This window comes from Neorhizobium sp. USDA 3394, assembly GCF_056280385.1.
Genome location: NZ_JBWCDU010000001.1, coordinates 396,386 through 420,785 on the forward strand (window position 1 = coordinate 396,386; position 24,400 = coordinate 420,785).

General features: G+C 61.3%; 24 protein-coding genes. 18 read left to right on the plus strand and 6 right to left on the minus strand.

All coding sequences use genetic code 11. The features are described from left to right. The first annotated feature begins 210 nt into the window (after window positions 1-210). From ACZ9EJ_RS01635 to ACZ9EJ_RS01645, 3 genes are all read left to right on the plus strand, one after another. A complete protein-coding gene (locus tag ACZ9EJ_RS01635; protein ID WP_046639479.1) occupies window positions 211-558 on the plus strand; it encodes an ElaB/YgaM/YqjD family protein in 348 nt (115 codons plus the stop codon). Next, window positions 558-1,013 carry a hypothetical protein gene (locus ACZ9EJ_RS01640; protein WP_251089660.1) on the plus strand — a complete coding sequence of 152 codons (456 nt, stop codon included), beginning with the start codon at window positions 558-560 and terminating at the stop codon, window positions 1,011-1,013. The genes ACZ9EJ_RS01635 and ACZ9EJ_RS01640 overlap by 1 nt, the downstream gene beginning before the upstream one ends. A gap of 213 nt (window positions 1,014-1,226) precedes the next feature. Further along, the gene (locus tag ACZ9EJ_RS01645) at window positions 1,227-1,571 is read left to right on the plus strand and encodes a hypothetical protein (RefSeq protein ID WP_251089661.1); all 345 of its coding nucleotides are present in this window, start codon (window positions 1,227-1,229) and stop codon (window positions 1,569-1,571) included. A 26-nt stretch (window positions 1,572-1,597) separates the two neighbouring features. Here the strand turns inward: ACZ9EJ_RS01645 and ACZ9EJ_RS01650 are convergent, their stop codons facing one another. Together ACZ9EJ_RS01650 and ACZ9EJ_RS01655 are read right to left on the minus strand one after the other, a co-directional pair. Next, window positions 1,598-2,164, minus strand: coding sequence for an RNA polymerase sigma factor (locus tag ACZ9EJ_RS01650; RefSeq protein ID WP_037077490.1), 567 nt, complete (start codon window positions 2,162-2,164; stop codon window positions 1,598-1,600). Beyond that, complete coding sequence (locus tag ACZ9EJ_RS01655; RefSeq protein WP_046628980.1) at window positions 2,161-2,343, minus strand: NepR family anti-sigma factor; 183 nt, start codon at window positions 2,341-2,343, stop codon at window positions 2,161-2,163. The genes ACZ9EJ_RS01650 and ACZ9EJ_RS01655 overlap by 4 nt, the downstream gene beginning before the upstream one ends. A gap of 168 nt (window positions 2,344-2,511) precedes the next feature. Here ACZ9EJ_RS01655 and ACZ9EJ_RS01660 point away from each other — a divergent pair, with 168 nt between their 5' ends. The 3 genes from ACZ9EJ_RS01660 (at window position 2,512) to ACZ9EJ_RS01670 (ending at window position 4,657) form a co-directional block, all read left to right on the plus strand. Then, complete coding sequence (locus ACZ9EJ_RS01660) at window positions 2,512-3,306, plus strand: response regulator (RefSeq protein ID WP_046628982.1); 795 nt, start codon at window positions 2,512-2,514, stop codon at window positions 3,304-3,306. Between the two features lie 81 nt (window positions 3,307-3,387). Then, window positions 3,388-3,552, plus strand: a complete 165-nt coding sequence (locus ACZ9EJ_RS01665; protein WP_046639481.1) for a DUF1328 domain-containing protein — start codon at window positions 3,388-3,390, stop codon at window positions 3,550-3,552. 163 nt (window positions 3,553-3,715) lie between these two features. Beyond that, a complete protein-coding gene (locus ACZ9EJ_RS01670; RefSeq protein ID WP_251089662.1) occupies window positions 3,716-4,657 on the plus strand; it encodes a sensor histidine kinase in 942 nt (313 codons plus the stop codon). A gap of 373 nt (window positions 4,658-5,030) precedes the next feature. Here the strand turns inward: ACZ9EJ_RS01670 and ACZ9EJ_RS01675 are convergent, their stop codons facing one another. From ACZ9EJ_RS01675 to ACZ9EJ_RS01685, 3 genes are all read right to left on the minus strand, one after another. Further along, complete coding sequence (locus ACZ9EJ_RS01675) at window positions 5,031-5,957, minus strand: ABC transporter permease (RefSeq protein ID WP_046628988.1); 927 nt, start codon at window positions 5,955-5,957, stop codon at window positions 5,031-5,033. Next, on the minus strand, window positions 5,950-6,960 hold the full coding sequence (locus ACZ9EJ_RS01680) for an ABC transporter permease (RefSeq protein ID WP_046604447.1): 1,011 nt from the start codon (window positions 6,958-6,960) through the stop codon (window positions 5,950-5,952). The genes ACZ9EJ_RS01675 and ACZ9EJ_RS01680 overlap by 8 nt, the downstream gene beginning before the upstream one ends. A gap of 78 nt (window positions 6,961-7,038) precedes the next feature. Continuing rightward, entirely contained in the window at window positions 7,039-8,748 is a 1,710-nt protein-coding gene (locus ACZ9EJ_RS01685) for a peptide ABC transporter substrate-binding protein (RefSeq protein ID WP_046628990.1), read from the minus strand. 326 nt (window positions 8,749-9,074) lie between these two features. Here ACZ9EJ_RS01685 and ACZ9EJ_RS01690 point away from each other — a divergent pair, with 326 nt between their 5' ends. From ACZ9EJ_RS01690 to ACZ9EJ_RS01745, 12 genes are all read left to right on the plus strand, one after another. Further along, window positions 9,075-10,238, plus strand: a complete 1,164-nt coding sequence (locus ACZ9EJ_RS01690; protein ID WP_046639484.1) for a M20 aminoacylase family protein — start codon at window positions 9,075-9,077, stop codon at window positions 10,236-10,238. Between the two features lie 16 nt (window positions 10,239-10,254). Beyond that, a complete protein-coding gene (locus ACZ9EJ_RS01695; RefSeq protein ID WP_046639485.1) occupies window positions 10,255-12,102 on the plus strand; it encodes an ABC transporter ATP-binding protein in 1,848 nt (615 codons plus the stop codon). Between the two features lie 114 nt (window positions 12,103-12,216). Beyond that, window positions 12,217-12,435, plus strand: coding sequence for a hypothetical protein (locus ACZ9EJ_RS01700; protein WP_046639486.1), 219 nt, complete (start codon window positions 12,217-12,219; stop codon window positions 12,433-12,435). A gap of 11 nt (window positions 12,436-12,446) precedes the next feature. After that, entirely contained in the window at window positions 12,447-13,016 is a 570-nt protein-coding gene (locus ACZ9EJ_RS01705) for a Fic/DOC family protein (protein ID WP_046639487.1), read from the plus strand. A 127-nt stretch (window positions 13,017-13,143) separates the two neighbouring features. Next, window positions 13,144-14,097 carry a sugar-binding transcriptional regulator gene (locus ACZ9EJ_RS01710; protein WP_046639488.1) on the plus strand — a complete coding sequence of 318 codons (954 nt, stop codon included), beginning with the start codon at window positions 13,144-13,146 and terminating at the stop codon, window positions 14,095-14,097. 146 nt (window positions 14,098-14,243) lie between these two features. Next, window positions 14,244-15,569 (plus strand): ABC transporter substrate-binding protein, encoded by a 1,326-nt coding sequence (locus tag ACZ9EJ_RS01715; RefSeq protein ID WP_046628998.1) that lies wholly within the window; start codon window positions 14,244-14,246, stop codon window positions 15,567-15,569. Between the two features lie 217 nt (window positions 15,570-15,786). Beyond that, window positions 15,787-16,659 carry a carbohydrate ABC transporter permease gene (locus ACZ9EJ_RS01720; RefSeq protein ID WP_037077461.1) on the plus strand — a complete coding sequence of 291 codons (873 nt, stop codon included), beginning with the start codon at window positions 15,787-15,789 and terminating at the stop codon, window positions 16,657-16,659. A 9-nt stretch (window positions 16,660-16,668) separates the two neighbouring features. Next, window positions 16,669-17,493, plus strand: coding sequence for a carbohydrate ABC transporter permease (locus ACZ9EJ_RS01725; RefSeq protein WP_046629001.1), 825 nt, complete (start codon window positions 16,669-16,671; stop codon window positions 17,491-17,493). 11 nt (window positions 17,494-17,504) lie between these two features. Continuing rightward, window positions 17,505-18,509 (plus strand): ABC transporter ATP-binding protein, encoded by a 1,005-nt coding sequence (locus ACZ9EJ_RS01730; RefSeq protein ID WP_046639489.1) that lies wholly within the window; start codon window positions 17,505-17,507, stop codon window positions 18,507-18,509. Window positions 18,510-18,533: 24 nt separating this feature from the next. Next, a complete protein-coding gene (locus ACZ9EJ_RS01735) occupies window positions 18,534-20,015 on the plus strand; it encodes a mannitol dehydrogenase family protein (RefSeq protein ID WP_046639490.1) in 1,482 nt (493 codons plus the stop codon). 12 nt (window positions 20,016-20,027) lie between these two features. Continuing rightward, window positions 20,028-20,738: an HAD family hydrolase gene (locus ACZ9EJ_RS01740; protein ID WP_046639588.1), complete on the plus strand. Its 711-nt coding sequence runs from the start codon at window positions 20,028-20,030 to the stop codon at window positions 20,736-20,738. 52 nt (window positions 20,739-20,790) lie between these two features. After that, on the plus strand, window positions 20,791-22,383 hold the full coding sequence (locus tag ACZ9EJ_RS01745; RefSeq protein ID WP_046639491.1) for an FGGY-family carbohydrate kinase: 1,593 nt from the start codon (window positions 20,791-20,793) through the stop codon (window positions 22,381-22,383). 28 nt (window positions 22,384-22,411) lie between these two features. On the opposite strand, the gene ACZ9EJ_RS01750 is transcribed toward ACZ9EJ_RS01745, so the two are convergent. Beyond that, window positions 22,412-24,166 carry a peptidoglycan D,D-transpeptidase FtsI family protein gene (locus tag ACZ9EJ_RS01750; RefSeq protein WP_046639589.1) on the minus strand — a complete coding sequence of 585 codons (1,755 nt, stop codon included), beginning with the start codon at window positions 24,164-24,166 and terminating at the stop codon, window positions 22,412-22,414. Window positions 24,167-24,400 lie beyond the last annotated feature (234 nt).

The following is a 24,400-nucleotide window of genomic DNA, read 5'->3' on the forward strand; positions in this document are numbered from 1 at the left end:
CTTTCGGGCGATTTCCGCTTCTGCGCAACAGTGCCGGGGAACAATCGCGCCTTTGCAGCGTTCAACGGCGGCGACAGGAAGTGTGAAGCGAGTGGCGTGCGCCGCTCGCGCGGGGGACCGATCCCGTTACACGTTTTCGACGCCGTTTGATTCCGCGCAAAGCCTTCCGCGGCGCGCATCCTTTAAGGTCCGCAAAACAGGAGATCCGATATGCCCGCAGCCAACCCCACGACCGACTTCGCCCGCAACGGCACAGGCCAGAATTCGCCAGCCAGCAAGGATCTCGAAGCCCAGATCCAGCAGCTCCGCGACGATATCGCAGCGCTTACCCGCAGCGTTGCTGCCGTAGGCAATGAGAAGGCCAGCGAATACAAGGGCAAGGCTCGTCGCGTCGCCAGCGACGCCGCCGATGCCTCGATGCAGATGGTGGAAGCTGCGCGCGATCAGGCACTGTCGATGGAAAGGGATCTGGAGCGTCAGATCCGCACCAACCCGATCCAGGCCGTCGCCATCGCCGCCGGCGTCGGCTTCCTGTTCGCGCTGCTGACGCGCCGCTGATGATGGCAGGACTTGGTCCCCTGTTGGCTTCGCTCGCCGCGATGGATGTCGCGGCGTTCACGCGCAGGCTCAAGAGAAACGCTGTTCTCTACGCACTGGTGCTGCTTTTCCTGCTGACCGCCTATGGGCTGCTGGTGGCGGCGCTTGCAGTCTATCTCGCCAGCATATGGGGCCCCCCAATGGCGTTGCTGGCAGTCGCCGGCGGCGCGCTTGTGCTGGCCTTCATAGTGTATCTGTGCGCCGTGATCGCCAACGCGTCCGAACAGCGCCGCAAACGGGAGGCTGCCGCTTCCAACAGTTCCAAGGCGCTGATGATGACGGCGGCTCTGACCGCATTGCCGCTGCTCGTCAAATCCCGCCCGCTGCTGCTTGTTGCGGTGGTCGGCGGTCTCGGTTTCCTCGCGACCAGAACCATGGGCGCTTCGAACCGCCGATATTCCGAGCCGGGCGAATAGCGGATTTTTCTGCCCCCGCAACGATCAACGGCCGCCTGCCTTGCGCAAGCGGCCGTGTTTTGCGTTGCGCTGGAGCCTGCTCTCGACGAATGAAGGACTTGGCCAGCAAAATAGCAGGCAGTCCGCGACCTCCCTGTGTCATTTGTAAATGACCGGGCGTTCTTTCGGTGATCTAGCCGAATTTCGTTGTCGAATCTCAGGCGGAATTAATTGTTGCGAATCCTCGTTGTCGATCGGGAGTTCCTGGTGGCCATGGAAGTGGAGACCCTTCTCACCGAGGCGCTTGCCTGCGAGGTTAAGATCGCGACGCCGCGCACCTATGCAATGGATCTGGAACAGGGCCTGTTCGACGTCGTCGTCATAGATTTCGCCCTCATCCGTGCGGAGAGCGAGGATGCCGCGCTTCGGTTGAGAGCCTGCGGGGCGGGACTGGTTTTTACCACGCTCAGTGTCGAGGATATGGATGGTCTGGAGGGTTGGGACGGAATAACAGTCGTCGAAAAACCGTTCGACGACCGCCAGCTGGTCGAAGCCGTCAAAAACGCCGCCGGGGTGTGAGCGGCGTTTTCTCGAGTTTTGGAAGATCAGCTGCCGAATGCGCGGGAGGTGATCGCCGCGTCGCCTGCGTCCGGGCCGTAATCGCCCTCGCCGGATACGCCAAGCAGTTCCTGGAGGCGCGTACGGGCGCGGCTGACGCGGCTCTTGATCGTGCCGACGGCGCATCCGCAGATCGCAGCCGCTTCCTCATAGGCGAAACCGGCAGCACCCACGAGGATGATCGCTTCGCGCTGATCGTCGGGCAGCTTGTCGAGTGCCTTTCGGAAATCCTGAAGATCAAGCCGGCCGTACTGTTCCGGATGGACCGAAAACCGTTCACTGAACAGGCCGTCGCTATCCTGCACCTCGCGTCCGCGCTTGCGCATCTGGCTATAGAATTCGTTGCGCAGGATGGTGAACAGCCAGGCCCGCATGTTGGTGCCGGCGGTGAAGCTTGTCTGGTTGGCCCAGGCTTTCATGATCGTATCCTGCACAAGGTCGTCCGCCTTGTCGTGACGGCCCGTCAGGGATACGGCGAATGCGCGCAGGTTGGGCAGCGACGCGAGTAGGTCGCGCTTGAAGCCGCGATCGTCGATCTCGTCTTCCTTGCTCATTTTGCATTCACCGGCTTGGCATTCTTTTCCGCCTGCTCGAGACGCTCAAGAAGATCGAGAAAACGATCCGGAATCCCTTCCTCCTGTACGGCGTCGTAGAAGTCCCGTAACTTGCGGGATATTGATGCATTCGGCGGCACCGCTCCGGGTCGGACTTCACTGGATTGGATTGCTGTCATCTCTTCTTTTTTTCTCTTGTCGTCACTCATCACGCGGGCAGCCTGTTGCGATATCGTCGGGCAAAGGAATTCCTGGCGGCAAAAAAAGTTCCACTCTTGCGGAACTTTTTTTCCAGGCCCACGTTCATAACAGGTCAATTGCCCGCTGGGCACCGAGGGAGATTTTGTATGTCACTCACCACACGCGTTGCGTCTCACCTTCCATATCTGCGTCGGTATGCTCGCGCCGTCACCGGATCACAGACCTCGGGAGACGCTTATGTCGCCGCGGTCCTGGAAGCGTTGATTGCAGACGTTTCGATATTCCCCGAAACGTCCAAGGACCGTGTCTCGCTTTATAAACTCTTTGTTACAATCTTTGGTTCCACGAACATTGAGATTCGCCCCATCGAATCGCCGTTTGCCTGGGAGCAACGTGCGGCCGCCAATCTGTCGATGCTTCCGTCCCAGTCGCGGCATGCATTTCTGCTGGTTTCGGTCGAAGGTTTCAGCATCGAGGAAGCCGCCGAAGTCTTGGAAGTCAGCACCGCCGAGGTGAACCGCCTGCTCGACGACGCGACCCGCGAGATCTCGCGGCAGGTGGCGACCGACATCATGATCATCGAGGACGAGCCGCTGATCGCGCTCGACATCGAGCAGATGGTGCAGGATCTCGGCCACCGCGTCACCGGCATCGCCCGCACCCACAAGGAAGCGGTATCGCTGTTTCAGTCCTCGCACCCGAAAATGGTGCTGGCCGACATCCAGCTTGCCGACGGCAGCTCCGGCATCGACGCGGTCAACGAGATCCTGAAGTCTTCGAGCGTGCCGGTGATCTTCATCACCGCCTTTCCGGAACGGCTTCTGACCGGCGAACGCCCGGAACCGGCCTTCCTGGTTACCAAGCCGTTCAATCCGGACATGGTGAAGGCCTTGATCAGCCAGGCGCTGTTCTTCAACGAAGCCGTCAAGGCGGCCGCTTGATCCCATCGGCGGCAGTCGGGCTGGCAGGCCGGAACAATATACGACAGGTGGGCGTTCTGGCGCATCCGAAGAGGGAAACCCATGTTGTATTATGCTCTTGTCTGCCTGCTCGTGGCGATTCTCACCGGGGCGCTCGGCTTCAGCGGCATTGCGGGAACGGCGACCGGTCTGGCCCAGCTCCTGTTTTTCCTGTTTCTCGCATTGCTGCTGATATCGCTGGTCGTCGGGTTGTTCCGGCGCGTTTGACGTCCTATAAAAGGCGGATAATCATGCTCATAAATGCGGGTATCTATGCGTTCAGCAGGCGCCCGGTTTTTCCAGCCAGCCCGCGGACGGAGTGAGGAATTTGATGCATCCCCTGACATGGCAGCAGGCTGGTCAGAGTGATGACAAGTTACGTGAATTTTTCATGCCCGCGCTGGTGGATCTCGGCGCCAGTATCATGATCCAGGACGCCGGCCGGAATTACCTCTTCGTCACGCATCTTCCGGAGATCTGGGCTGTCGAGCATGTCAGGACACCCACGGATGTCATCCTGTTCGGCGAGGAGGTCGGAGCAAAGCTCGCGATCCTCAAGGACGGCATGACGGAAGCCGGCCGCAAGGGCCACATCGAGATCACCATCGGGACCGAGCAGATCTACGAGTTCCGGGTCCAGACGGTGGAATTCTCCAATGGCGGCCTGCATTTCGTCACCACGATCATCGACCGTTCCGAGGAGCGTCACCGCGAGCGGCTGCTGCGCGCGCTGCTGCGGGAAGTCAGCCACCGTTCCAAGAACCTGCTCGCCATCATCCAGAGCATCGCGCTGCAGACGGCCCGCTATTCGGGCTCGCTGGAACTGTTTCTGCACAAGTTCCGGGGGCGGCTCTATTCCCTTTCGCAGAGCCAGGACCTGATCACCGATTCCAGCTGGCGCGGCGCCTATTTCTTCGAACTGGTGCAGCAGCAGACGGAAAAATACCTGCCGGAGAACAAGCACCTGGTGCGCGTCCACGGCGACAATATTCTTCTGACGCCGAACGCTTCGCTGCATATCGGGCTGGCGCTGCATGAGCTGATCGTCAATGCGGTCAGCCACGGCTCGCTCCTGCGCAGCGGCAGGGTGATCAACGTCACCTGCACCCGCATGCATCTCAACGGCCATGACTCGCTCGAGATGATCTGGGACGAGGTGCTGGACGCCAGCCGGAGCCCCGAAGATAACGAGGAGTCGCTGAAGGCGCATTTCGGCAGCACGGTGCTCGAACGCGTCGTGCCGGCCTCCGTCAACGGCAAGGCGCAATACGTCATCTCCAACGACCGCATCAGCTATCGGCTGGTGTTTCCGCTTGAGAGCGGCGGAGACTGAAAGACGGTCGGTAGTGTAGTCGTCAGCGATTTGTTCGAGCCAGTCACGACGCCTCGTGGCGAAAACATCTGCCAAAAGCGGAAACGCTCGTCGCAGCACTACTCACTATCCCACAAAACTGAGCTGGCTCGGTTCCGGTTGACGGAGCCGAGCCAGTTCGTCTCTTCGAGGGGGATTGAAGAGTAGGTCCGAAGGCTTTGTAGGGCGGGGGACGGGGGGTCGCCTTCGAACACTGATATAACGAGCGCCCTGGAAATAGGTTCCGGCGGTTCGAAACTTTTTTTAAAGTTTCTTTAGGGGCGTTTTTTGAGCTGGGCCGAATGAAAAATGGCGGCTTTGCAGCCGCCATTCGGTTCCGATTCGTGTTGCAAGATCAATGCTTGAGTGCCCTCGGATCGAGCGCGTCGCGGATAGCGTCCCCCATGTAGTTGACGCTGAGCACCGTGGCGGAGATTGCCAGTCCCGGCCACAAAACGCGCGAAGGCGTGAGCTGCAGGAAGTTGGCCCCGTCGAACAAAAGCCTTCCCCAGGTCGGGAAATCCGAGGGAAAGCCGAGGCCGAGGAAGCTCAGCGCCGATTCAGTGATGATCGCCGAGGCGATGCCCAATGTCGCGGAAACCATGATCGAGCTCAGCACGTTCGGGAGGATGTGCTTGAGGATGATGCGATATTCCCGCATGCCGCTCGATTTGGCCGCCAGGATGAATTCCTGACTTTTGACCGCCAGCACGTCGCCGCGCACGATGCGGGCGGTGTGCATCCAGCTGGTGATCCCGATCACGAAGACGATCAGGATGAAGATGCCGGTTTCGGGTCCGAATGCAGCCCGCAGGGTATCGCGGAACAGCATCAGGATGACGAGCAGCAACGGCAGCAGCGGCAAGGCCAGGAACAGGTCGGTGATGCGCATCAGCGGCCCGTCTAGCCTGCGGATATAGCCGGACACCACTCCCACCAGCGTTCCGAGGAAGAGCGCCAGCAACATGGCCGTGATGCCGACCGCAAGCGAGATGCGGCCGCCGGCGAGCACCTGGGCAAGCATGTCCTTGCCCAGGTTGTCGGTGCCGAACGGATGAGCCAGGGAAGGCCATTGGTTCTTGTCGCGGATGTTGATGGCGTTCGGGGCCACCCGGTGGATATAGGGGCCGACGAAGACGGCCAGGACTATGAAGGTAAAGACGATAAGCCCGACAACGCCGCCCCTGTGGGCACGGAACTGGCGCCAGATGTCAGCGAGGGCCGATCGGGTGGGAGTTGCTGCCTTGGCGGGCGGCGCGGTTGCGACGGTCGCATCAGTCATAACGGATCCTCGGGTCAAGAATGCCGTAAAGCACATCGGCGATGAGGTTGAAGAGCACGATCAGCACCGCGAAGATGAAGGTCAGGGTCTGGACGAGTGGGATATCGGCCCCCTGGACGGCGATGATCAGAAGCTGGCCGAGGCCATTCACGCGAAAGATCTGCTCGGTGATGATGGCGCCCGAGAAGATCGTCGGCACGCCGAGCGCGATCACGGTGACGACCGGGATCAGGCTGTTGCGCAAAACGTGGATGAGCAGGACCGACTTTTCCTTGACGCCCTTGGCGCGCGCCGTGCGTACGTAGTCCTGATGCAGGTTGTCCAGCATCGAGGCCCGCACGAAGCGGGTGATCTGAGAGGCGTTGAAGAGCGACAGCACCGCCACCGGCAAGGCCATCTGCTTGATCTGCTGGACGAAGCTCGAGAAGTCGGTGACAACAAGGTTGGTGTCATAGACCGACGGGAACCATTGCAGATACGAGGAGAAGATCACCACCAGCAGCACGCCGGTGAAGAAGGTCGGTACCGAATAACCGACCATCGACACGAAGGTGCCGATCTGGTCGAAGATCGAATACTGCTTGTAGGCGGAGATAACGCCGATCGGAACGGCGATCAGCACCCCGAACACGTAGGCGAGGCCGACGACCCACAGCGTCTGGGGCAGGCGCTGGACAATCAGGTCGACCACCGGGCTTCTGGTCGCCCAGGACAGCACCCGCATGCGGTTGCCGTCGCCGAACTGCCAACCGGTCATCCGTTCGAGGATGTTGAGCGGTTCGTTGATGAAGAATTGCTGCAGCCAATAGAGGTAGCGGAAGAAGAACGGCTGATCGAGGCCGAGTGATGCGCGGATCTGTTCGCGGACCTCCGGCGGGATCGTCAACGGCAGGTCGCCGGTCGGATCGTTGGGGGCAAGATCAAGCAGCGCGAAAATGACGAAGCTGATGATCAGCAGCGTCGGGATTGCGAAGAGCAATCGCCGCAAAGTGTATGTGAACATCCATAAGTCTCCAGACTAAGCACGGAGAAGAAAATGCGGGCGCCGGGCCTGCCCTTGGGGCAGGCCCGGCGATCAGCATCACTTCGCGCGCGACCAGTCGGCGACGTTCCACAGTTCGCTATCCCACGCATTCATCTTCACGCCGGCGAGCTTGAGAGAATGCGAGGAGACGCTGCCGCGGTGGACGAGCGGGATATGCGCGCCTTCTTCGGTCAGCATGTCGTTGAGTTGCTTGGCAAGCGTTGCGCGCTTGTCGAGTTCGGCGGTCTTGGAGAGTTCGCCGACCAGCTTGTCATAGGCCGGGTTGCAGTAACGCGGGATGTTCTGACCCTGCCAGCCGTTCGCCGGGCCGGGAACCTTGTCGCACAGCCATTCTGCGAGGTACTTTTCCGGATCGGTGCCGTCGAAGTTGTTGGTGTACATTTCGACGTCGGCATAGAACTTCTGGAAGGTGTCCGGGCTTGCCGGATCGCCGCCGAAGAAGACCGAGGCGCTGGCATTGCGCAGTTCGGCGCCGACACCGATCTGCGACCACATGTCCTTCACCAGTTCCTGGGTCGCCTGGCGAACCGAGTTGGTGGAGGTTGCGTAAAGGTAGGAGAGCTTCACGCCGTTCTTGGCGCGGATGCCATCCGGGCCTTTCTTCCAGCCGGCATCGTCAAGCAGCTTGTTGGCTGCCGCGAGATCCTGCTTCAGGCACCAGCTGTCGTTCTTGGTGGAAGCGACGGCGGCCGGTGCGGGCACGATGTTGCAGGTCGCCTTGCCGGCTGCGCCGTAACCGGCCTCGACGATGATGTCGCGGTCGATGGCGAGCGAAAGCGCGCGGCGGACTGCCGGGTCGGAAAGCGACGGATGCGGGCCGGCTTCCTTGGTGGAGCGCTTGGCGCCAAGCGACGGATCGGCATTGTAGTGGTTGAGGTTGATACGTTCGACCTGGGTGCCGAACGCCGTTTCCAGCTTGCCCTTGCCGGCGGCGACCATCTTGGCGAGGATTTCCGGCTCTACCTGCATGTTCCAGGCATAGTCGTATTCGCCGGTTTCGAGAACGGCGCGCGCAGCGGACGCGGCGTCACCACCGCCCTTGAGGGTGACCGTCGCGAAGGCCGGCTTGGCCGCATCGCGGTAGTTGGTGTTGGCGGTCAGCGTGATGACGTCGTTCGGCTTGAATTCCTTGACGACGAAAGGACCGGTGCCGATCGGGCCGAAATTGGCCGAAGTGCAGCCCGGGGCCTTGGCGCCGACGCAGTTCTCGAACTGCTTCTTCTGGATGACCGGCGACTGGGCGCCGACAAACGCGCTGTAGGGATAGGGCTTCGGTTCGGTGAAGGTGATCTTGACCGTCTGAGGATCCGGAGCCTCGACGCTCTTGACGCCTTCATACTGGGCAGCCTGAGCGCAGCCGCCGTCCGGCGCGATGCAGTATTTCCAGGTGAAGATGACATCGTCGGCCGTAAAAGGCGTGCCGTCCGACCATTTGACGCCTGGCTTGATCTTCCAGGTCATGCTCATCAGGTCCTTGGCGACGCCACCGTTCTCGACCGTCGGAATCTCGGTGACCAGCGTCGGCACCAGTTCGCCCTTCTCGTCGTAGCGGGCGAGCGGCTCGATGACCATAGAGGAAGCGTAGACTTCCTTGGTGCCGCCGGAGAGGTACGGGTTCATGGTGGAGACTGCCTGCCAGAACAGGATCTTCAGATCCCCGTCGGTGCCGCGGGCCGCGTAGGCGGCCGAGCCTGCGAAGGCCAGGGCGGCTACTGTGCCGGCCAGAAGAAGTTTGAGGTTTTTCATGCTGCTATTCCCCTTATCGTTCTCTTATGAGTTGTGGTTGGGCATGCCGGTCAAGCCGGCTTTTTTATGCCTCGGGACTGCGAAGTCGCCTTCCTCAACTTATTGACTTCGCAGCGTATTTTTAGACCGTCCCTCCTCCGAAACTACCTTAAGAACAAGTTACATCCTGCCGCTTTTGGCGAGCATGATCAAATTTTGAGCCATCTAAGCATAGGCCTATTTTCCGTTCAAGCCGGAAAATTGAAGCTTGCAAAATCGTGTCTTCGCGTCGCAATATCCGCTCCGACCAGAGTGGGAAACAGCAAAAAAACAATGAGGTCTGCGTAATGCCAGTCATCAATCGCGTCGCGGAAATGCAGGATCAGGTTGCCGAATGGCGGCGCCATCTTCACGAGAATCCGGAGCTGCTCTACGACGTTCACGAGACCTCGAAATTCGTCGCCGAGAAGCTGAAGGCATTCGGTTGCGACGTCGTCGAGACCGGCATCGGCAGGACCGGTGTTGTCGGCATCATTAAGGGCAGCCAGGGCGATGGGCCGGTGATCGGTTTCCGCGCCGACATGGACGCGCTGCCGATCCTCGAAACCTCCGGCAAGCCCTGGGCTTCCAAGACGCCCGGCAAGGCGCATTCCTGCGGCCATGACGGCCACACCGCCATGCTGCTTGGCGCGGCTCAATACCTTTCCGAGACCCGCAATTTCAAAGGCTCGGTCGCGGTGATCTTCCAGCCGGCGGAAGAGGGGGGCGCGGGCGCGCTGGCGATGATCAACGACGGCATGATGGAGAAGTTCGGCATCAAGGAAGTCTACGGCATGCATAACGAGCCGCGCCTTCCGGTCGGCAGTTTCGCTACCCGCAAGGGCGGCATCATGGCGGCCGCCGACACGTTCGAGATCACCGTCCACGGCCGCGGCAGCCATGCCGCGCAGCCGCACAATTCGATCGACCCGATCCTGGTTTCGTCACATATCGTACTGGCGCTCCAGTCGATCGTGTCGCGCGAGACCGACCCCCTGAAGTCGCTCGTCGTCACCGTCGCCTCCATCCATGGCGGCGAGGCGAGCAACGTCATTCCCGCCTACGTGAAGATGGCCGGAACGGTGCGCACGCTTTTGCCGGAAACCCGCGATTTTGCCGAAAAGCGCCTGAGCGAAGTGGCGCAATCGACCGCGATCGCCCATGGGGCGACGGCCGACATCATGTATCGCCGCGGTTACCCCGTCACCTTCAACCATGACAACGAGACCGACTTTGCCGTCGAGGTCGCCGCCAAGGTTGCCGGTCCCAAGGCGGTGCAGACCGGCATGGCGCCGCATATGGGTGCGGAAGATTTTTCGTACATGCTGGAGAAGCGCCCCGGCGCCTTCATCTTCATCGGCAATGGCGATACCGCCAGCCTCCACAACGCAGCCTATGATTTCAACGACGAGGCTATCCCCTTTGGCGTCAGCTATTGGGTCACGCTCGCCGAAACCGCGCTCGCCGCCTGATCCAAAGGAGATCTCCATGCTGCTTTCCGGCACTTCCATGGAACAGGGCGGTGGTTCGGTGACCCCGATCCTGTCGGTCCGCAATCTGTCCACCTCGTTCCGGGTGAACGACGAATGGCGCACCGTGGTGCGCAACATCTCGTTTGACGTGGCACCGCGCGAGACGGTGGCGATCGTTGGCGAATCGGGCTCGGGCAAGAGCGTCACCTCGCTGTCGATCATGCGGCTGCTGCCGAAGAATTCGAGCAGGATCGAAGGCCAGGTCTTCCTCAACGGCCGCGAACTGCTGTCGCTTGAGGAAGAGCAGATGCGCCGCGTGCGCGGCAAAGACATCTCGATGATCTTCCAGGAGCCGATGACCTCGCTCAACCCGATCTTCCCGATCGGCAAACAGATCGCAGAGGCGCTCACTGTCCATACCGACATCAGCAATGCCGATGCGAAGGCCGAAGTCATTCGCCTGCTCGAAAAGGTGCGCATCCCGAACGCCTCCTCGCGTTTCGACGAATATCCGCACCAGTTTTCCGGCGGCATGCGCCAGCGCGTGATGATCGCCATGGCGCTCGCCGCCAGGCCGAAGCTGCTGATCGCCGACGAGCCGACCACGGCGCTCGACGTGACGATCCAGGGCCAGATCCTCGATCTCATCAAAGTGCTGCAGGAAGAGGAGGGCATGTCGGTCCTGTTCATCACCCACGACATGGGCGTGGTGGCCGAGGTTGCCGACCGCACGATCGTCATGTATCGCGGCGATGCGGTCGAGACGGGCGAGACCAGCGACATTTTCCACCGCGGCCAGCATCCCTATACCCGCGCGCTTCTCTCCGCCGTGCCGCGGCTCGGTTCGATGGGCGAGCGCAAGCTTCCGCTGCGCTTCCCGATCGTCGATATCAAGACCGGCGAACAGCAGCCGCTTGCCGACGTCACCGATACGGTCGGCAAGGGCAAGACGCCGATCCTGGACGTCAGGGACCTGACGACCCGGTTCGATATCCATTCCGGCCTGTTCGGCCGCAAGTCCGGCGCCGTGCACGCGGTCGAAAAGGTCTCTTTCAACCTGTTCCCGGGCGAGACGCTGTCGCTGGTCGGAGAATCGGGCTGCGGCAAGTCGACCACCGGCCGCTCCGTCACCCGCCTGATCACGCCGACCAGCGGTGAGGTCACCCTCGACGGCTATGAGGTGATGAAACTCGACCAGCCGACGCTGCGCCAGATGCGCCGGTCGATCCAGATGGTCTTCCAGGATCCGTTTGCTTCGCTCAACCCGCGCATGAGCATCGGCTCGGCGGTCATGGAGCCTTATATCGAGCACGGCCTCGGCACCAAACAGCAGGCCCGCGACAAGGCCGCCGGCCTGTTGGAGAAGGTCGGCCTTTCCCCGGACATGATGAAGCGTTTCCCGCACGAGTTTTCCGGCGGCCAGCGCCAGCGCATCGCGATTGCCCGCGCCCTGATGCTCGACCCGAAGATCATCGTTGCCGACGAAGCGGTCTCGGCACTCGACGTGTCGATCAAGGCGCAGGTCTGCAACCTGCTTCTCGACCTGCAGCAGAGCCTCAATCTCGCGTTCCTGTTCATCAGCCATGACATGGCCGTCGTCGAGCGAGTCAGCCATCGGGTGGCGGTCATGTATCTGGGCGAAATCGTCGAGATCGGCCCGCGCGCGGCGGTGTTCGAAAACCCGCAGCATCCCTATACGCGCAAGCTGATGTCGGCGGTGCCGGTGCCCGATCCATCCCGCCGCCGCATCAAGCGCAACATGTCGACCGACGAGATCAAGAGCCCGATCCGCCCGGTCAACTACGTGCCGCCGAAGCGCGAATACCGCGAGGTGAGTGCGGGGCACGTGGTGCAGGTGGCGTAGGTTTTTCCACGCTGCCAGTGATTGCTGAATTTGCCGATCGCCCGGATTTCTGGTATCTTTGTGGTGCCAGAAATCCGGGCGATTGGCTGTCTTGATATGAGGATACTTTCTCGCATGAGCGATAAGGACACGATCCGGCAGCGCACTCTTGAAGCCGCGCATCTCCAGATGATCGAGGGCAATCCCCTCGATGCGGACGATATCGCTATGTTCGAAATGTTCGACCGAGAAGGATTTTCGACCGAAGAGCAGTTGGCTTATGTTCGCAAAGACCTGAAAAAGCGAATGCAGCAAAAGAAAGAGTCGATTGTTTCCGCTGTCGCCAGACGATAGCCAATGCCTCGATGAGCGCCGATCCGTACGTATATCCCGGCACGAAAATCCTACGAAACAAGCTGGATATCAGAGACGCCGCCGACTTGGATTTCGCCGAGCGTCGTTTCTCGACCGTTCGGGCCCGCCAGGGCATCCCGCAAGGCGATTTCGATCTCAAGCATCTGAAGGCAATCCACCACCATCTCTTCCAGGATCTCTATGAATGGGCGGGACAGATCCGCACTGTCGAGATTTCCAAAGGCGAGAGCCAATTCCAGTTCCGGCAATATATCGAAACCGGCATGGCCGATGTTCACCGCCGCATCGTGAAATCCGATTTTCTGCGAGATCTGGAGCGATCGGTATTTGCGACAGAGGCTGCCCGGATTATCGGCGACGTGAACTATGTCCATCCTTTTCGCGATGGGAACGGCCGCACCCAGCTGCAATATTTGAAACAGCTCTCGGAGCGGGCAGGCCATTCGTTCGACTTGACGAAGATCGATGCGGCCGGATGGCTGGAGGCATCGAAAGAGACTCACCGCGCTCGATACGATCTCATGGGACGGGTGATAAACGATGCGCTACGCCTGACGTGAGGGAGTGGTCGTCACGAGGTTCCAGCAAGGCTGCATCATAAAGGTTGCATCACTCTTCCCACGCCGTTTCGCCGTTTGACAGACCATCCGAAACCATGGCAGCAACAGGTGGAGGAGAATTTCTGCCATGGCAAAACGGTCTGATACGCAGGGGCGGCTGGACGATGCGGCGCGGGCCGGTTGGCTCTACTATGTCGCCGGGCGCACCCAGGACGAGATCGCCGCAGCCATGAGCATCTCCCGGCAGTCGGCGCAGCGGCTGGTGTCGCTCGCGGTTGCCGAACGGCTGATCAAGGTGCGCCTCGACCATCCGATCGCCGCCTGCCTGGAACTCGCCGAGGGCCTGCGCAAGAAATACGATCTCAAGCATGTGGAAGTGGTGCCGAGCGACCCGGCAGGGGTTTCGAGCACCGTCGGCATCGCCGAAGCCGGAGCCGCCGAGATCGAGCGCTGGCTGAAACGGCCGGACCCTATCGTCATCGCGGTCGGCACCGGCCGCACGCTGAAGGCCGCCGTCGATCAGCTGCCGCCGATGGAATGTCCGCAGCATCGGATCGTATCGCTCACCGGCAATATCGGGCCGGACGGATCGGCCGCCTTCTACAACGTCATCTTCTCGATGGCCGACGCGATCAAGGCGCGGCATTTTCCGATGCCGCTGCCGGTTCTCTGTTCCTCGGCCGAGGAGCGCGAGACCCTGCACGACCAGGCGCTGGTGCGCTCGACGCTCAAGCTCGGGGCGCAGGCCGATGTCACCTTCGTCGGTATCGGCGAACTTGGGCCCGACGGGCCGCTCTGCGTCGACGGCTTTCTCGGCGAGGAGGAAATGCAAAAGCTCGTCCGGGAAGGCGCGGCCGGCGAGATCTGCGGCTGGGTCTATGACAGCGAGGGCCGGCTTCTCGCCAATTCCATCAATGACCGGGTCGCCAGCGTGCCGATCCCTTCGCGGGAGACCTCCTCCGTCATCGGGATCGCTCAGGGGCGCAAGAAATTCCAGGCGATTTCCGCGGCGCTCAGAGGCAATATCATCAACGGTGTGATCACCGACGAGGCGACTGCAGAGCAATTGCTCGCGCGCTGAGCAAAAATTATAATCAGCTAAATCAACGACATGACCTTTGTCTGCTGCATTGCAGCGACGAATGGCAATTGACTTTCTCTGCCATAATGTGGGTAATTGCCCATGAGCAAAGCGAATGCTCGTTACTCATCTTCTGGGAGGAAGATATGACATTGAAGACGATTTTGCTGGGCGCCTGCTCGGCGCTGGCGCTTGCCGGCCTTTTCTCCACCGCAGCCTCGGCTGAAACCCTCACCATCGCGACGGTCAACAACGGCGACATGGTCCGCATGCAGGGCCTCACGGGTGAGTTCACCAAGGCCAATCCGGACATCCAGATCAACTGGGTCACGCTCGAAGAAAACGTTCTTCGCGAGCGCGTCACCACCGACATCGCCACCAAGGGCGGTCAGTACGACATCCTGACGATCGGCAATTACGAAGTGCCGATCTGGGCCAAGCAGGGCTGGCTGCTCGAGCTGAACAAGCTCGGCGACAAATACGACGCCAACGACATCCTGCCGGCGATCAAGGGCGGTCTGACGGTCAACGGCAAGCTCTATGCCGCGCCGTTCTACGGCGAGTCGGCGATGATCATGTATCGCAAGGACCTGTTCGAGAAAGCCGGCCTGAAGATGCCGGAAAACCCGACCTGGGAATTCATCGGCGATGCGGCTCGCAAGATCACCGACCGCAAGGCAGACGTGAACGGCATCTGCCTGCGCGGCAAGGCCGGCTGGGGCGAAAACATGGCCTTCATCACGGCGCTTACCAACTCGTTTGGCGGCCGCTGGTTCGATGAGAAGTGGAACCCGCAGTTCGACCAGCCGGAATGGAAGGCTGCCCTGCAGTTCTACGTCGACCTGATGAAGGATGCTGGCCCGGCCGGCGCCTCCTCGAACGGCTTCAACGAAAATTTGACGCTGTTCCAGCAGGGCAAATGCGGCATGTGGATGGACGCCACCGTGGCGGCCTCCTTCGTCTCCAATCCGAAAGACTCCAAGGTTGCCGACAAGGTGGGTTACGCGCTCTTCCCGGTGAAAGGCGAGCTGAAGAACCATGGCAACTGGCTGTGGTCCTGGAACCTCGCCGTTCCGAACTCTTCGAAGAAGGCGGACTCGGCGCAGAAGTTCATCTCCTGGGCAACCAGCAAGGAATATACCCAGCTCGTAGCCGCCAAGGAAGGCTGGGCCAACGTTCCTCCGGGCACCCGCACCTCGCTCTACAATAATGCGGACTATCAGAAGGCCGCCGCCTTCGCAGCACCGACCCTTGCCGCGATGGGCGCTGCCGATATCACCAAGCCGACCGTCAAGCCGGTGCCCTATACCGGTGGCCAGTTCGTGGCGATCCCTGAATTCCAGGCGATCGGCACCAATGTCGGCCAGTTGTTCTCGGCGGTCGTCGCCGGCCAGTCCACGGTCGCCGATGCGCTTGCCCAGGCCCAGACGGCTACGACGCGCGAAATGAAGCGCGCCGGCTATCCGAAGTAAGCTCCAGAGCCACGGCTGTCCGGCAACCCTGCGCCGGACAGCCGGATCTTGGCAGAGACCATCCCGCCTTGACGATTTGAGGCAGACGATGTTCGGGCAAAGCAATTCGACAACAACCACATAACAACAAAAAGCTGCATCCTGCGTCCGTCTCCTTCCCCAAAGAAAAAGGCGCGGGATAACTGGAACGACCACGTTCCACGGGAGGGCGTCTGATATGGCAACGCAAAACACCAAGACGTTGGCGCGCCTGATGATGGCGCCCTCCGTTCTGCTTCTTCTGGTCTGGATGATCGTGCCGCTGGCGATGACGCTGTGGTTCTCGTTCCAGAACTACAATCTGCTCGATCCGTCCAATGTCAGTTTCACGGGTCTCTTCAACTACCAGTTCTTCTATACCGACCCGGCCTTCTTCCAGTCGATCTGGAACACGCTGGTCATCGTCGGCGGGGTGTTGTTGATCACCGTCATCGGTGGCATCGCGATCGCGCTGCTTCTCGACCAGCCCATCTTCGGGCAGGGCATCGTCCGCATCCTGATCATCTCGCCTTTCTTCGTCATGCCGCCGGTTGCGGCACTGGTGTGGAAGAACATGATCATGAACCCGAGCTACGGGGTTTTTGCCGACATCTCGAAATTCTTCGGGCTCCGGCCGATCGACTGGTTCGCGCAATATCCGCTTTTCTCGATCGTCATCATCGTTGCCTGGCAGTGGCTGCCGTTTGCGACGCTCATCCTGCTCACCGCCCTGCAGTCGCTCGACGGTGAACAGAAGGAAGCGGCGGAGATGGACGGCGCCAACTTCCTCAACCGCTTCATCTACCTGGTGGTGCCCCATCTCGCTCGGTCGATCACGGTCGTCATCCTCATCCAGACGATCTTCCTGCTGGGCGTCTATGCGGAAATCCTGGTTACCACCAATGGCGGCCCCGGTTACGCCTCCACCAACCTCGCCTTCCTGATCTACCGCACGGCGCTTCTTGGCTACGATGTCGGCGGCGCCTCGGCAGGCGGCATTATCGCAGTCGTGCTCGCCAATATCGTCGCCTTCTTCCTGATGCGCGCCGTCGGCAAGAACCTGGACCGGTAGGAGAAGATCATGGCACGCAACGTTACGACAAGACACAAGATCACCGCCACGGTCGCCGCCTGGATCGTCGCGCTGATCATCTTCTTCCCGATCCTCTACACGATCATCACCAGCATCAAGACCGAGCCGGAAGCAATCGCAGGCTTCAGCCTGTGGCCGTCCGGCACGTTCGAGAACTACATCACGGTCCAGACCCAGCGCGATTACCTGAAGCCGTTCATGAATTCGGTGATCCTGTCGGTCGGCTCCACCATTCTGGCGCTGATCATCGCGATCCCGTCCGCCTGGGCGATGGCTTTCTCGCCGACCAAGCGGACCAAGGACATCCTGATGTGGATGCTCTCCACCAAGATGATGCCGGCGGTCGCGGTCCTGGTGCCGATCTATCTGCTGTTCCGCGATTTCGGCCTGCTCGACAGCCGCATCGGCCTGACCGTCATGCTGACGCTGATCAACCTGCCGATCGTGGTGTGGATGCTCTATACCTATTTCCGCGAAATTCCGGGCGAGATCCTGGAAGCGGCGCGGATGGACGGGGCCGGGCTCTGGCAGGAGATCGTCTACGTGCTGACGCCGATGGCGGTGCCGGGCATCGCCTCGACGCTGCTTCTCAACATCATCCTTGCCTGGAACGAGTCGTTCTGGACGATCCGGCTGTCGACCACCAATGCGGCGCCGCTGACGGCCTTCATCGCCTCCTTCTCCAGTCCCCAGGGGCTGTTCTGGGCAAAGCTCTCGGCCGCCTCGACCATGGCGATCGCACCGATCCTAATCCTCGGCTGGTTCTCACAGAAACAACTCGTTCGCGGCCTCACGTTTGGCGCGGTTAAGTAAGGAAAACGGACATGGGCAGCATCACGCTCCAAAAAGTGTCGAAAGTGTTCGGCGAGGCGAAGGTCATTCCGTACATCGACCTCGAAATCAACAACGGCGAATTCGTCGTTTTCGTCGGCCCTTCCGGCTGCGGCAAGTCCACGCTTCTGCGCCTGATCGCCGGGCTGGAAGACGTGTCCAGCGGCCATATCCTGATCGACGGCAAGGATGTCACCGACGCGGCACCCGCCGAGCGCGGCCTTGCCATGGTGTTCCAGTCCTACGCGCTCTATCCGCATATGAGCGTGCGCAACAACATCGCCTTTCCCCTGAAGATGGCGAAGCTCGACAAGGCTATCATTGACAAGAAGGTCACGGATGCGGCGCGCGTGCTGAACCTTACCGACTATCTGGAGCGCCGCCCCTCGCAGCTTTCCGGCGGTCAGCGCCAGCGCGTCGCGATCGGCCGCGCGATCGTGCGCGAGCCCTCGGCCTTCCTGTTCGACGAGCCGCTTTCCAACCTCGACGCCGCATTGCGCGGCACGATGCGGCTGGAGATCAGCGACCTGCACCACCAGCTCAAGACGACGATGGTCTACGTCACCCACGACCAGGTCGAGGCGATGACCATGGCCGACAAGATCGTCGTGCTCAATCGCGGCAATATCGAGCAGGTCGGTTCGCCGCTGGAACTCTACAAGAGCCCGCGCAACCTGTTCGTCGCCGGTTTCATCGGTTCGCCGCACATGAATTTCGTCAACGGTGCCTACGCCCAGTCGAAGAGCGCCAAGACTGCCGGCATCCGGCCGGAACACCTGAACCTTTCCAAGGACAGCGGGCTGTGGACCGGCACGGTGAAGGTCGCCGAACATCTCGGCGCCGACACGTTCCTGCATCTCGATGTCGACGGCATCGGCCCGATCACGGCGCGGGTCGGCGGCGAGTTCGGCGCCCAGTACGGCGACCGGGTCTACCTCACGCCGGACGAGGCCAAGCTGCATCGATTCGACGACAAGGGCATCGCCCTGAAGGCCTGACGCGGCCATATCGGAGTAAAGACAATGACTGTGAAGCTTTCGCTGGCGAGCTTGAATGACGCTGCGGCCACCGCCGCCGTGCCGGCCTATGATCCCAAAAGCCTGACCGCCGGCATCCTGCATTTCGGTGTCGGCAATTTCCATCGCGCCCACCAGGCGATCTATCTCGACGACCTGTTCAACACCGGCAAGGCGCATGACTGGGCGATCATCGGCGCCGGCGTGATGCCGTCCGACGCGGCGATGCGCGACAAGCTGAAGGCGCAGGACTTCCTCACCACCGTCGTGGAGCAGGACAACAACCGGACCGCCGCCCGCATCACCGCGCCGATGATCGACATCATCGCCCCCGGCGACGTTGCGACCCTGATCGAGACGCTGGCCGACCCGAACATCCGCATCGTTTCGATGACGATCACCGAAGGCGGCTATTTCATCGATGCGTCTGGCGCGTTCAACCCGGCCCATCCGGCGATCGCCGAGGATGGGAAGAACCCCGCGAACCCGAAGACCGTGTTCGGCCTGATCCTCGCCGGCCTCAAGGAGCGCAAGGCGCGGGGAATCGCCCCGTTCACCATCATGTCCTGCGACAACATTCCCGGAAACGGCGAGGTAACGGAGAACGCCGTCATCGGGCTTGCCAAGCTTTCCGACCCGGATTTCGCCCACTGGATCCACAAGAACGTCGCCTTTCCGAACTCGATGGTCGACCGCATCACGCCGGCCACAGGCCAACGCGAGATCGATATCCTCAAGAACGATTTCGGCATCGACGACAACTGGCCTGTCTTCTGCGAGGAATTCAAGCAGTGGGTGATGGAGGACAAGTTCCCCTCCGGCCGTCCGCGGCTGGAAGAGGTTGGCGTCCAGTTCGTGCCGGATGTGGCGCCCTACGAGCTGATGAAGATCCGCATTTTGAACGGCGGCCACGCGGCTATCGCCTATCCGGCAGCCCTTCTCGACATCCATTTCGTGCATGAGGCGATGGAGCACAAGCTGATCCGCGCCTTCCTCGAAAAGCTGGAGAAGGACGAGATCATCCCGGTCATCCCGCCGGTGCCGAACACCAATCTCATTGATTACTACAAGCTGATCGAGCGGCGCTTCTCCAACCCCAAGATCGGCGACACTATTCCGCGTCTGGCGCAGGACGGCTCCAATCGCCAGCCGAAATTCATCCTCCCCTCGACTGCCGACCGGCTCGCTAAAGGCCAGGACATTGTCGGCCTCTCGCTGGTTTCGGCGCTGTGGTGCCGTTACTTCGCCGGCACGTCGGACAGCGGCAAGGAGATCGTCTTCAACGACGCCAGCGCCGACCGCCTGAACGCCGCGGCGCTGAAAGCCAAGGATAACCCGGACGCCTTCCTTGCGCTTGGCGACATTTTTGGTGACGTTGCGAAATCCGAGCTGTTCCGCACCCGCTTTACGCATGCGCTGAAGACGCTCTGGGTTGAGGGGACGGCAAAGACGCTTGAGCTTTATCTCGGCGGCAAGCTGGTCAAATAGCGGGTGACGGACGTGCAACAGTCGGCGGGACCACTGGTGATCTTCGATTGCGACGGGGTCCTCGTCGACAGCGAGCCCGTCTCCGTGCGCGTGCTGGTCGATGCGCTGCGCCGCAAGGGGGTCGAGATGGATGCGGCGGAGGCCTATCGCCGCTTCCTCGGCCGCAGCCTCGGCACCGTGACGAAAACAATGCGCGAGGAATTCGGCGTCGAGGCTGACGACACGTTCCTTGAGGGCATGCGCCACGATCTCTACGCTCGTTTCCGCGCCGAATTGCAGCCGATGCCGGGCATAGCCGAGACCCTGGACACGTTGGGTTTCCGCCGTTGCGTGGCGTCCTCCAGCCAGCCGGAGCGCATCCGCCTGTCCCTGTCGCTGACCGGTCTCATCGACAAGCTGGAGCCGAACATCTTTTCCGCCACGATGGTGGAAAAGGGCAAGCCGGCGCCGGATCTCTTCCTGCATGCGGCGAGTGAAATGGGCGTTGATCCCAGAAGCTGCATCGTCATCGAGGACAGCCCCGCCGGCATCCAGGCGGGCCACAGCGCCGGCATGGCGGTGTTTGCCTTCGTCGGCGGTTCACATGCCAGCGTTCCCGGTTACCGGGAGCGGATCGATGCGCTTTCACCGGAAGTCGTGTTTGACGCGATGCCGGATTTGATCCACCTTGTCCGGAAACATATAGAGGGTCGCAACGGCCCCGTTTCGCAGTTGGCAGTCTAGCTGTTGCCCGCGAAATACCTGAGCGACCACAAGGGACAGGAAACAAATCCGGATGCGTGATCATCTCGTTGCGGTGGATATCGGCACGGGCAGCGCCCGCGCCGGCGTCTTTGATCGCAACGGACGCCTGCTTGCCAAGGCCAAGCATCCGATCCTGATGTTCCGCCCGAAACAAAACCATGCCGAGCACGATTCCGAGGATATCTGGGCGGCCACCTGCCGCGCGGTGAAAGAGGCGATGGCCGAGGCCGGCATCGGCGCCGACCGCATCGCCGCGATCGGTTTCGATGCCACCTGTTCGCTCGTCGCCCGCGACCGGGAGGGCAGGCCGCTCACGGTTTCGACGACCGGCAAGGCCAACCAGGACACCATCGTCTGGCTCGACCACCGGGCGATCAGACAAGCCGAGCAGCTTTCCGCCACCGGCCACAAGGTGCTCGAATTCTCCGGCGGCTCGCTGTCGCCCGAGATGGAAATGCCGAAGCTGATGTGGCTGAAACAGCATCTGCCGCAGAGCTGGGCGAGGGCCGGCTATTTCTTCGATCTCGCCGATTTCCTCACCTGGAAGGCGACCGGCTCGCCCGCCCGTTCGCGCTGCACGCTGACCGCCAAATGGAACTATCTCGCCCACGAAAATCCCGGCTGGAGCGCCGATTACCTGGCGCTCGCCGGCCTCGAGGACCTTCTCGAAAAGGGCGGCCTGCCGGATGATACGATCGGCGTCGGGACAAGCGTCGGCGGCCTCAGTCGTCGGGCAGCCGAAGAACTCGGCCTCGACACGAAAGTGCAGGTGGCGCCCGGCATGATCGATGCCTATGCCGGCGCCTTTGGCGTCCTTGGCGGGGTTTCCGGCGGCGCCTCCGAAGGCTCCAAACTCGAAACCAGCGTGGCGCTGATCGGCGGCACGTCGAGTTGCATCGTCGCCTTCACCAGGGATTCCAAGCCCGGCCGCAGCCTCTGGGGTCCCTATTACGAGGCGATCCTGCCCGGCCACTGGCTGGTCGAAGGCGGGCAATCGGCGGCGGGGGCGCTGCTCGACCATATCGTGCTGATGCACGCGGCCGGCGGCGAGCCGACAACAGAACTCCACGGCCGCATCATTGCCCGTGTCGGCGAGTTGCGCGCTGAAGCCGAGGGCGATATCGCGCCGAATCTCCACATTCTGCCGGATTTCCACGGCAACCGCTCGCCGCTTGCTGACCCGCACGCGACCGGCGTCATCAGCGGGTTGACGCTCGACACGTCCTTTGACGGACTCTGCCGGCTCTACTGGCGGACCTGCGTCTCGATCGCGCTCGGCATAAGGCACATTCTCGATGCGCTCTCGGACTACGGCTACCGCTTCGAAACTCTCCACGTCACCGGCGGCCACGTGAACAACCCGCTGCTGATCGAACTCTATGCCGATGTTACCGGCCGCAAGGTGGTGATCCCGGAAAACCGGGACGCGGTGCTGCTCGGCACGGCGATGGCGGCCGCGGTTGCCGGCGGGGTGCATGGCTCGCTGTTCGAAGCGGGGCAGGCGATGGACGGCGGAGGGACCGAGTTGCTGCCGGACCCAGCGCGGGCCGAGCAATACGGGCGGGATTACCGACGGTTCCTGGCCATGGTCAGGCATCGGGAGGAATTGCGGGGGATGGAGTAGGCGGCTGCGCGGCGAGCTATCCTGCGGTCTAATAGTTCTCCAGCAGATGTGGCGCGCCCGGAGACCCGAAACGGGGCTGCACACCGAGCAAAGGCGCTGATCGACTGATGATTTCCTTGATCATCGGTGCGGCGGTGAATGCGGCCGTCCTTCCGCCGTGTTCGCCTGTCTGCGGAGCGTCGATGATCGACAGTACGATGTATTTCGGCCTGTCCATGGGGAAGGCTGCGACGAAGGCATTGAAATTGATGTCCTTGGCATAACGTCCGTTGATCACCTTGTCGGCCGTGCCCGTCTTGCCGCCGACCTGGAAACCTTCGACCTGCGCGGCGCGTCCGGAGCCCTTCACGCCGTTCCAGGTGAACAGGTAGCGCATGTCGGCGCTGGTGCCCTGCTTTATCACCGGGCGGGAGACCCGCTGGGCCTCTTCCCGGGAGCGGGGCAGAAAGGTGGGAGGAACAAGAGTTCCTCCATTGATCAGAGCGGCGGCGGCAACCGCGGTCTGCAGCGGGGTGGTTGCGACCCCGTGGCCGAACGAGATGGTGGCCGAATTGATCTTCTTCCATGTCTTCGGCTGGGTTGGCGTCGCCACGCCCGGCATCTCGGTTTCCATCCTGGAGAGGAGCCCGAGTTTCGTCAGGAACTGCTGATGGCCCTCGATCCCGACCCTGTCGGCGACCGCCGCGGTGCCGATATTCGACGAATACTGGAAGACTTCGGAGATCGTCAGTGGCCGGTTCTTTCCGTGGAAGTCCTTGATGGTGAAACCGCCCATGCGTATGGGCCGGGACGCATCGATGACGGAGTTCAGGGTGATCTTGCCTTCGTCCACACCCATTGCCAGCGTGAAGCTCTTGAATGTCGAGCCCATCTCGAATGTGGCGTTGCTCATCCGGTTGAACCAGCCCTTCTCGTAGTCCTTGTCGATACTGCCGTCCGGCAACATTCGGGATGGTTCGTTCGGGTCGTAATCTGGCACCGATGCCATCGCCAGGACCTCGCCGGTATCGACATCGAGAACCACGGCACCCGCTGCCTCGGCCTTATAGGCGGTCATCGCGTTCGCGACCACCTGGCGGACGATATTCTGGACGCGGAGATCGATGGACAGTCTCACGGGCTCGAGCGGGGCTCCACCGGTCAGCCCGGCCAGGCGAAGATCGCCAAGACCCTGCTGGTCCATATAGCGCTCCATTCCCGCAAGGCCCTGATTGTCGACATTCACATGGCCGACTATATGGGAGGCGGTCGCGCCGCCCGGGTAGAACCGGCGTTTTTCCGGCCTGAAGCCGATGCCGGGAATGCCGAGGGCCATGATATCAGACTGCTGTTTGGGTGTGAGCTGTCGCTTCAGCCATTGGAATGCGGTCTGTGATCTCAGCTTCTTGTGAGTTTCGCTCCAGTCGAGGTTGGGGATGACGAAGGCAAGCTTTTCGACGACTTCGTCCGCATCGACGATCCTGCGCGGATCGGCGTAGAGCGAGATCATGTTGACGTCGGTGGCCAGCAGCGCTCCGTTGCGGTCGACGATGTCCGGTCTGGAGGGAACCGCGCTGCTGCCGATCATTCCCGTCACGGCCGGCTCGGCAAGGCCGTATTGGACAAGGCGCGCGCCGATGACGAAATAGACCGCAAGAAACCCGGCGATCAGGATCCCGAGCCGTTGTCTGGCTTCCTTTCTGCGACTTGCGCGTGTGCCCAGGAAGGTCGCATTTTTGGTAGTGACATTGCTCTTTACGATGAAATGTGCACGGCTTCTGAGCCGGACGACAAAAGAGATCATTCCGAACAAATCCAAAAAATATATCAGCCGAAGGCGAAGCTTGAGCGGTCGTCGGCCGCGCGCTACAGCCTGCACGCGGTTGACCCGGAAGCCAACAGCAGAGCCCATGGGCGGGCCGACATGTTTAAAGTTGCATTAATATACAATTAAAGTTGTATTCGATTGCTTGGCGGAAAGTTAACCGACGTTTTGTCGGGCTGTAGACGTGCGGTGCCATATCCCGCGTCTGCGCCT

Bases quoted from the DNA above. Each gene is read 5' to 3' on its own strand.
- ACZ9EJ_RS01635 (WP_046639479.1), top strand. From the start codon at position 211: ATGCCCGCAGCCAACCCCACGACCGACTTCGCCCGCAACGGCACAGGC.
- ACZ9EJ_RS01640 (WP_251089660.1), top strand. From the start codon at position 558: ATGATGGCAGGACTTGGTCCCCTGTTGGCTTCGCTCGCCGCGATGGAT.
- ACZ9EJ_RS01650 (WP_037077490.1), bottom strand. From the start codon at position 2,164: ATGAGCAAGGAAGACGAGATCGACGATCGCGGCTTCAAGCGCGACCTA.
- ACZ9EJ_RS01655 (WP_046628980.1), bottom strand. From the start codon at position 2,343: ATGACAGCAATCCAATCCAGTGAAGTCCGACCCGGAGCGGTGCCGCCG.
- ACZ9EJ_RS01660 (WP_046628982.1), top strand. From the start codon at position 2,512: ATGTCACTCACCACACGCGTTGCGTCTCACCTTCCATATCTGCGTCGG.
- ACZ9EJ_RS01665 (WP_046639481.1), top strand. From the start codon at position 3,388: ATGTTGTATTATGCTCTTGTCTGCCTGCTCGTGGCGATTCTCACCGGG.
- ACZ9EJ_RS01670 (WP_251089662.1), top strand. From the start codon at position 3,716: ATGCCCGCGCTGGTGGATCTCGGCGCCAGTATCATGATCCAGGACGCC.
- ACZ9EJ_RS01675 (WP_046628988.1), bottom strand. From the start codon at position 5,957: ATGACTGATGCGACCGTCGCAACCGCGCCGCCCGCCAAGGCAGCAACT.
- ACZ9EJ_RS01680 (WP_046604447.1), bottom strand. From the start codon at position 6,960: ATGTTCACATACACTTTGCGGCGATTGCTCTTCGCAATCCCGACGCTG.
- ACZ9EJ_RS01685 (WP_046628990.1), bottom strand. From the start codon at position 8,748: ATGAAAAACCTCAAACTTCTTCTGGCCGGCACAGTAGCCGCCCTGGCC.
- ACZ9EJ_RS01690 (WP_046639484.1), top strand. From the start codon at position 9,075: ATGCCAGTCATCAATCGCGTCGCGGAAATGCAGGATCAGGTTGCCGAA.
- ACZ9EJ_RS01695 (WP_046639485.1), top strand. From the start codon at position 10,255: ATGCTGCTTTCCGGCACTTCCATGGAACAGGGCGGTGGTTCGGTGACC.
- ACZ9EJ_RS01700 (WP_046639486.1), top strand. From the start codon at position 12,217: ATGAGCGATAAGGACACGATCCGGCAGCGCACTCTTGAAGCCGCGCAT.
- ACZ9EJ_RS01705 (WP_046639487.1), top strand. From the start codon at position 12,447: ATGAGCGCCGATCCGTACGTATATCCCGGCACGAAAATCCTACGAAAC.
- ACZ9EJ_RS01710 (WP_046639488.1), top strand. From the start codon at position 13,144: ATGGCAAAACGGTCTGATACGCAGGGGCGGCTGGACGATGCGGCGCGG.
- ACZ9EJ_RS01715 (WP_046628998.1), top strand. From the start codon at position 14,244: ATGACATTGAAGACGATTTTGCTGGGCGCCTGCTCGGCGCTGGCGCTT.
- ACZ9EJ_RS01720 (WP_037077461.1), top strand. From the start codon at position 15,787: ATGGCAACGCAAAACACCAAGACGTTGGCGCGCCTGATGATGGCGCCC.
- ACZ9EJ_RS01725 (WP_046629001.1), top strand. From the start codon at position 16,669: ATGGCACGCAACGTTACGACAAGACACAAGATCACCGCCACGGTCGCC.
- ACZ9EJ_RS01730 (WP_046639489.1), top strand. From the start codon at position 17,505: ATGGGCAGCATCACGCTCCAAAAAGTGTCGAAAGTGTTCGGCGAGGCG.
- ACZ9EJ_RS01735 (WP_046639490.1), top strand. From the start codon at position 18,534: ATGACTGTGAAGCTTTCGCTGGCGAGCTTGAATGACGCTGCGGCCACC.
- ACZ9EJ_RS01745 (WP_046639491.1), top strand. From the start codon at position 20,791: ATGCGTGATCATCTCGTTGCGGTGGATATCGGCACGGGCAGCGCCCGC.
- ACZ9EJ_RS01750 (WP_046639589.1), bottom strand. From the start codon at position 24,166: ATGATCTCTTTTGTCGTCCGGCTCAGAAGCCGTGCACATTTCATCGTA.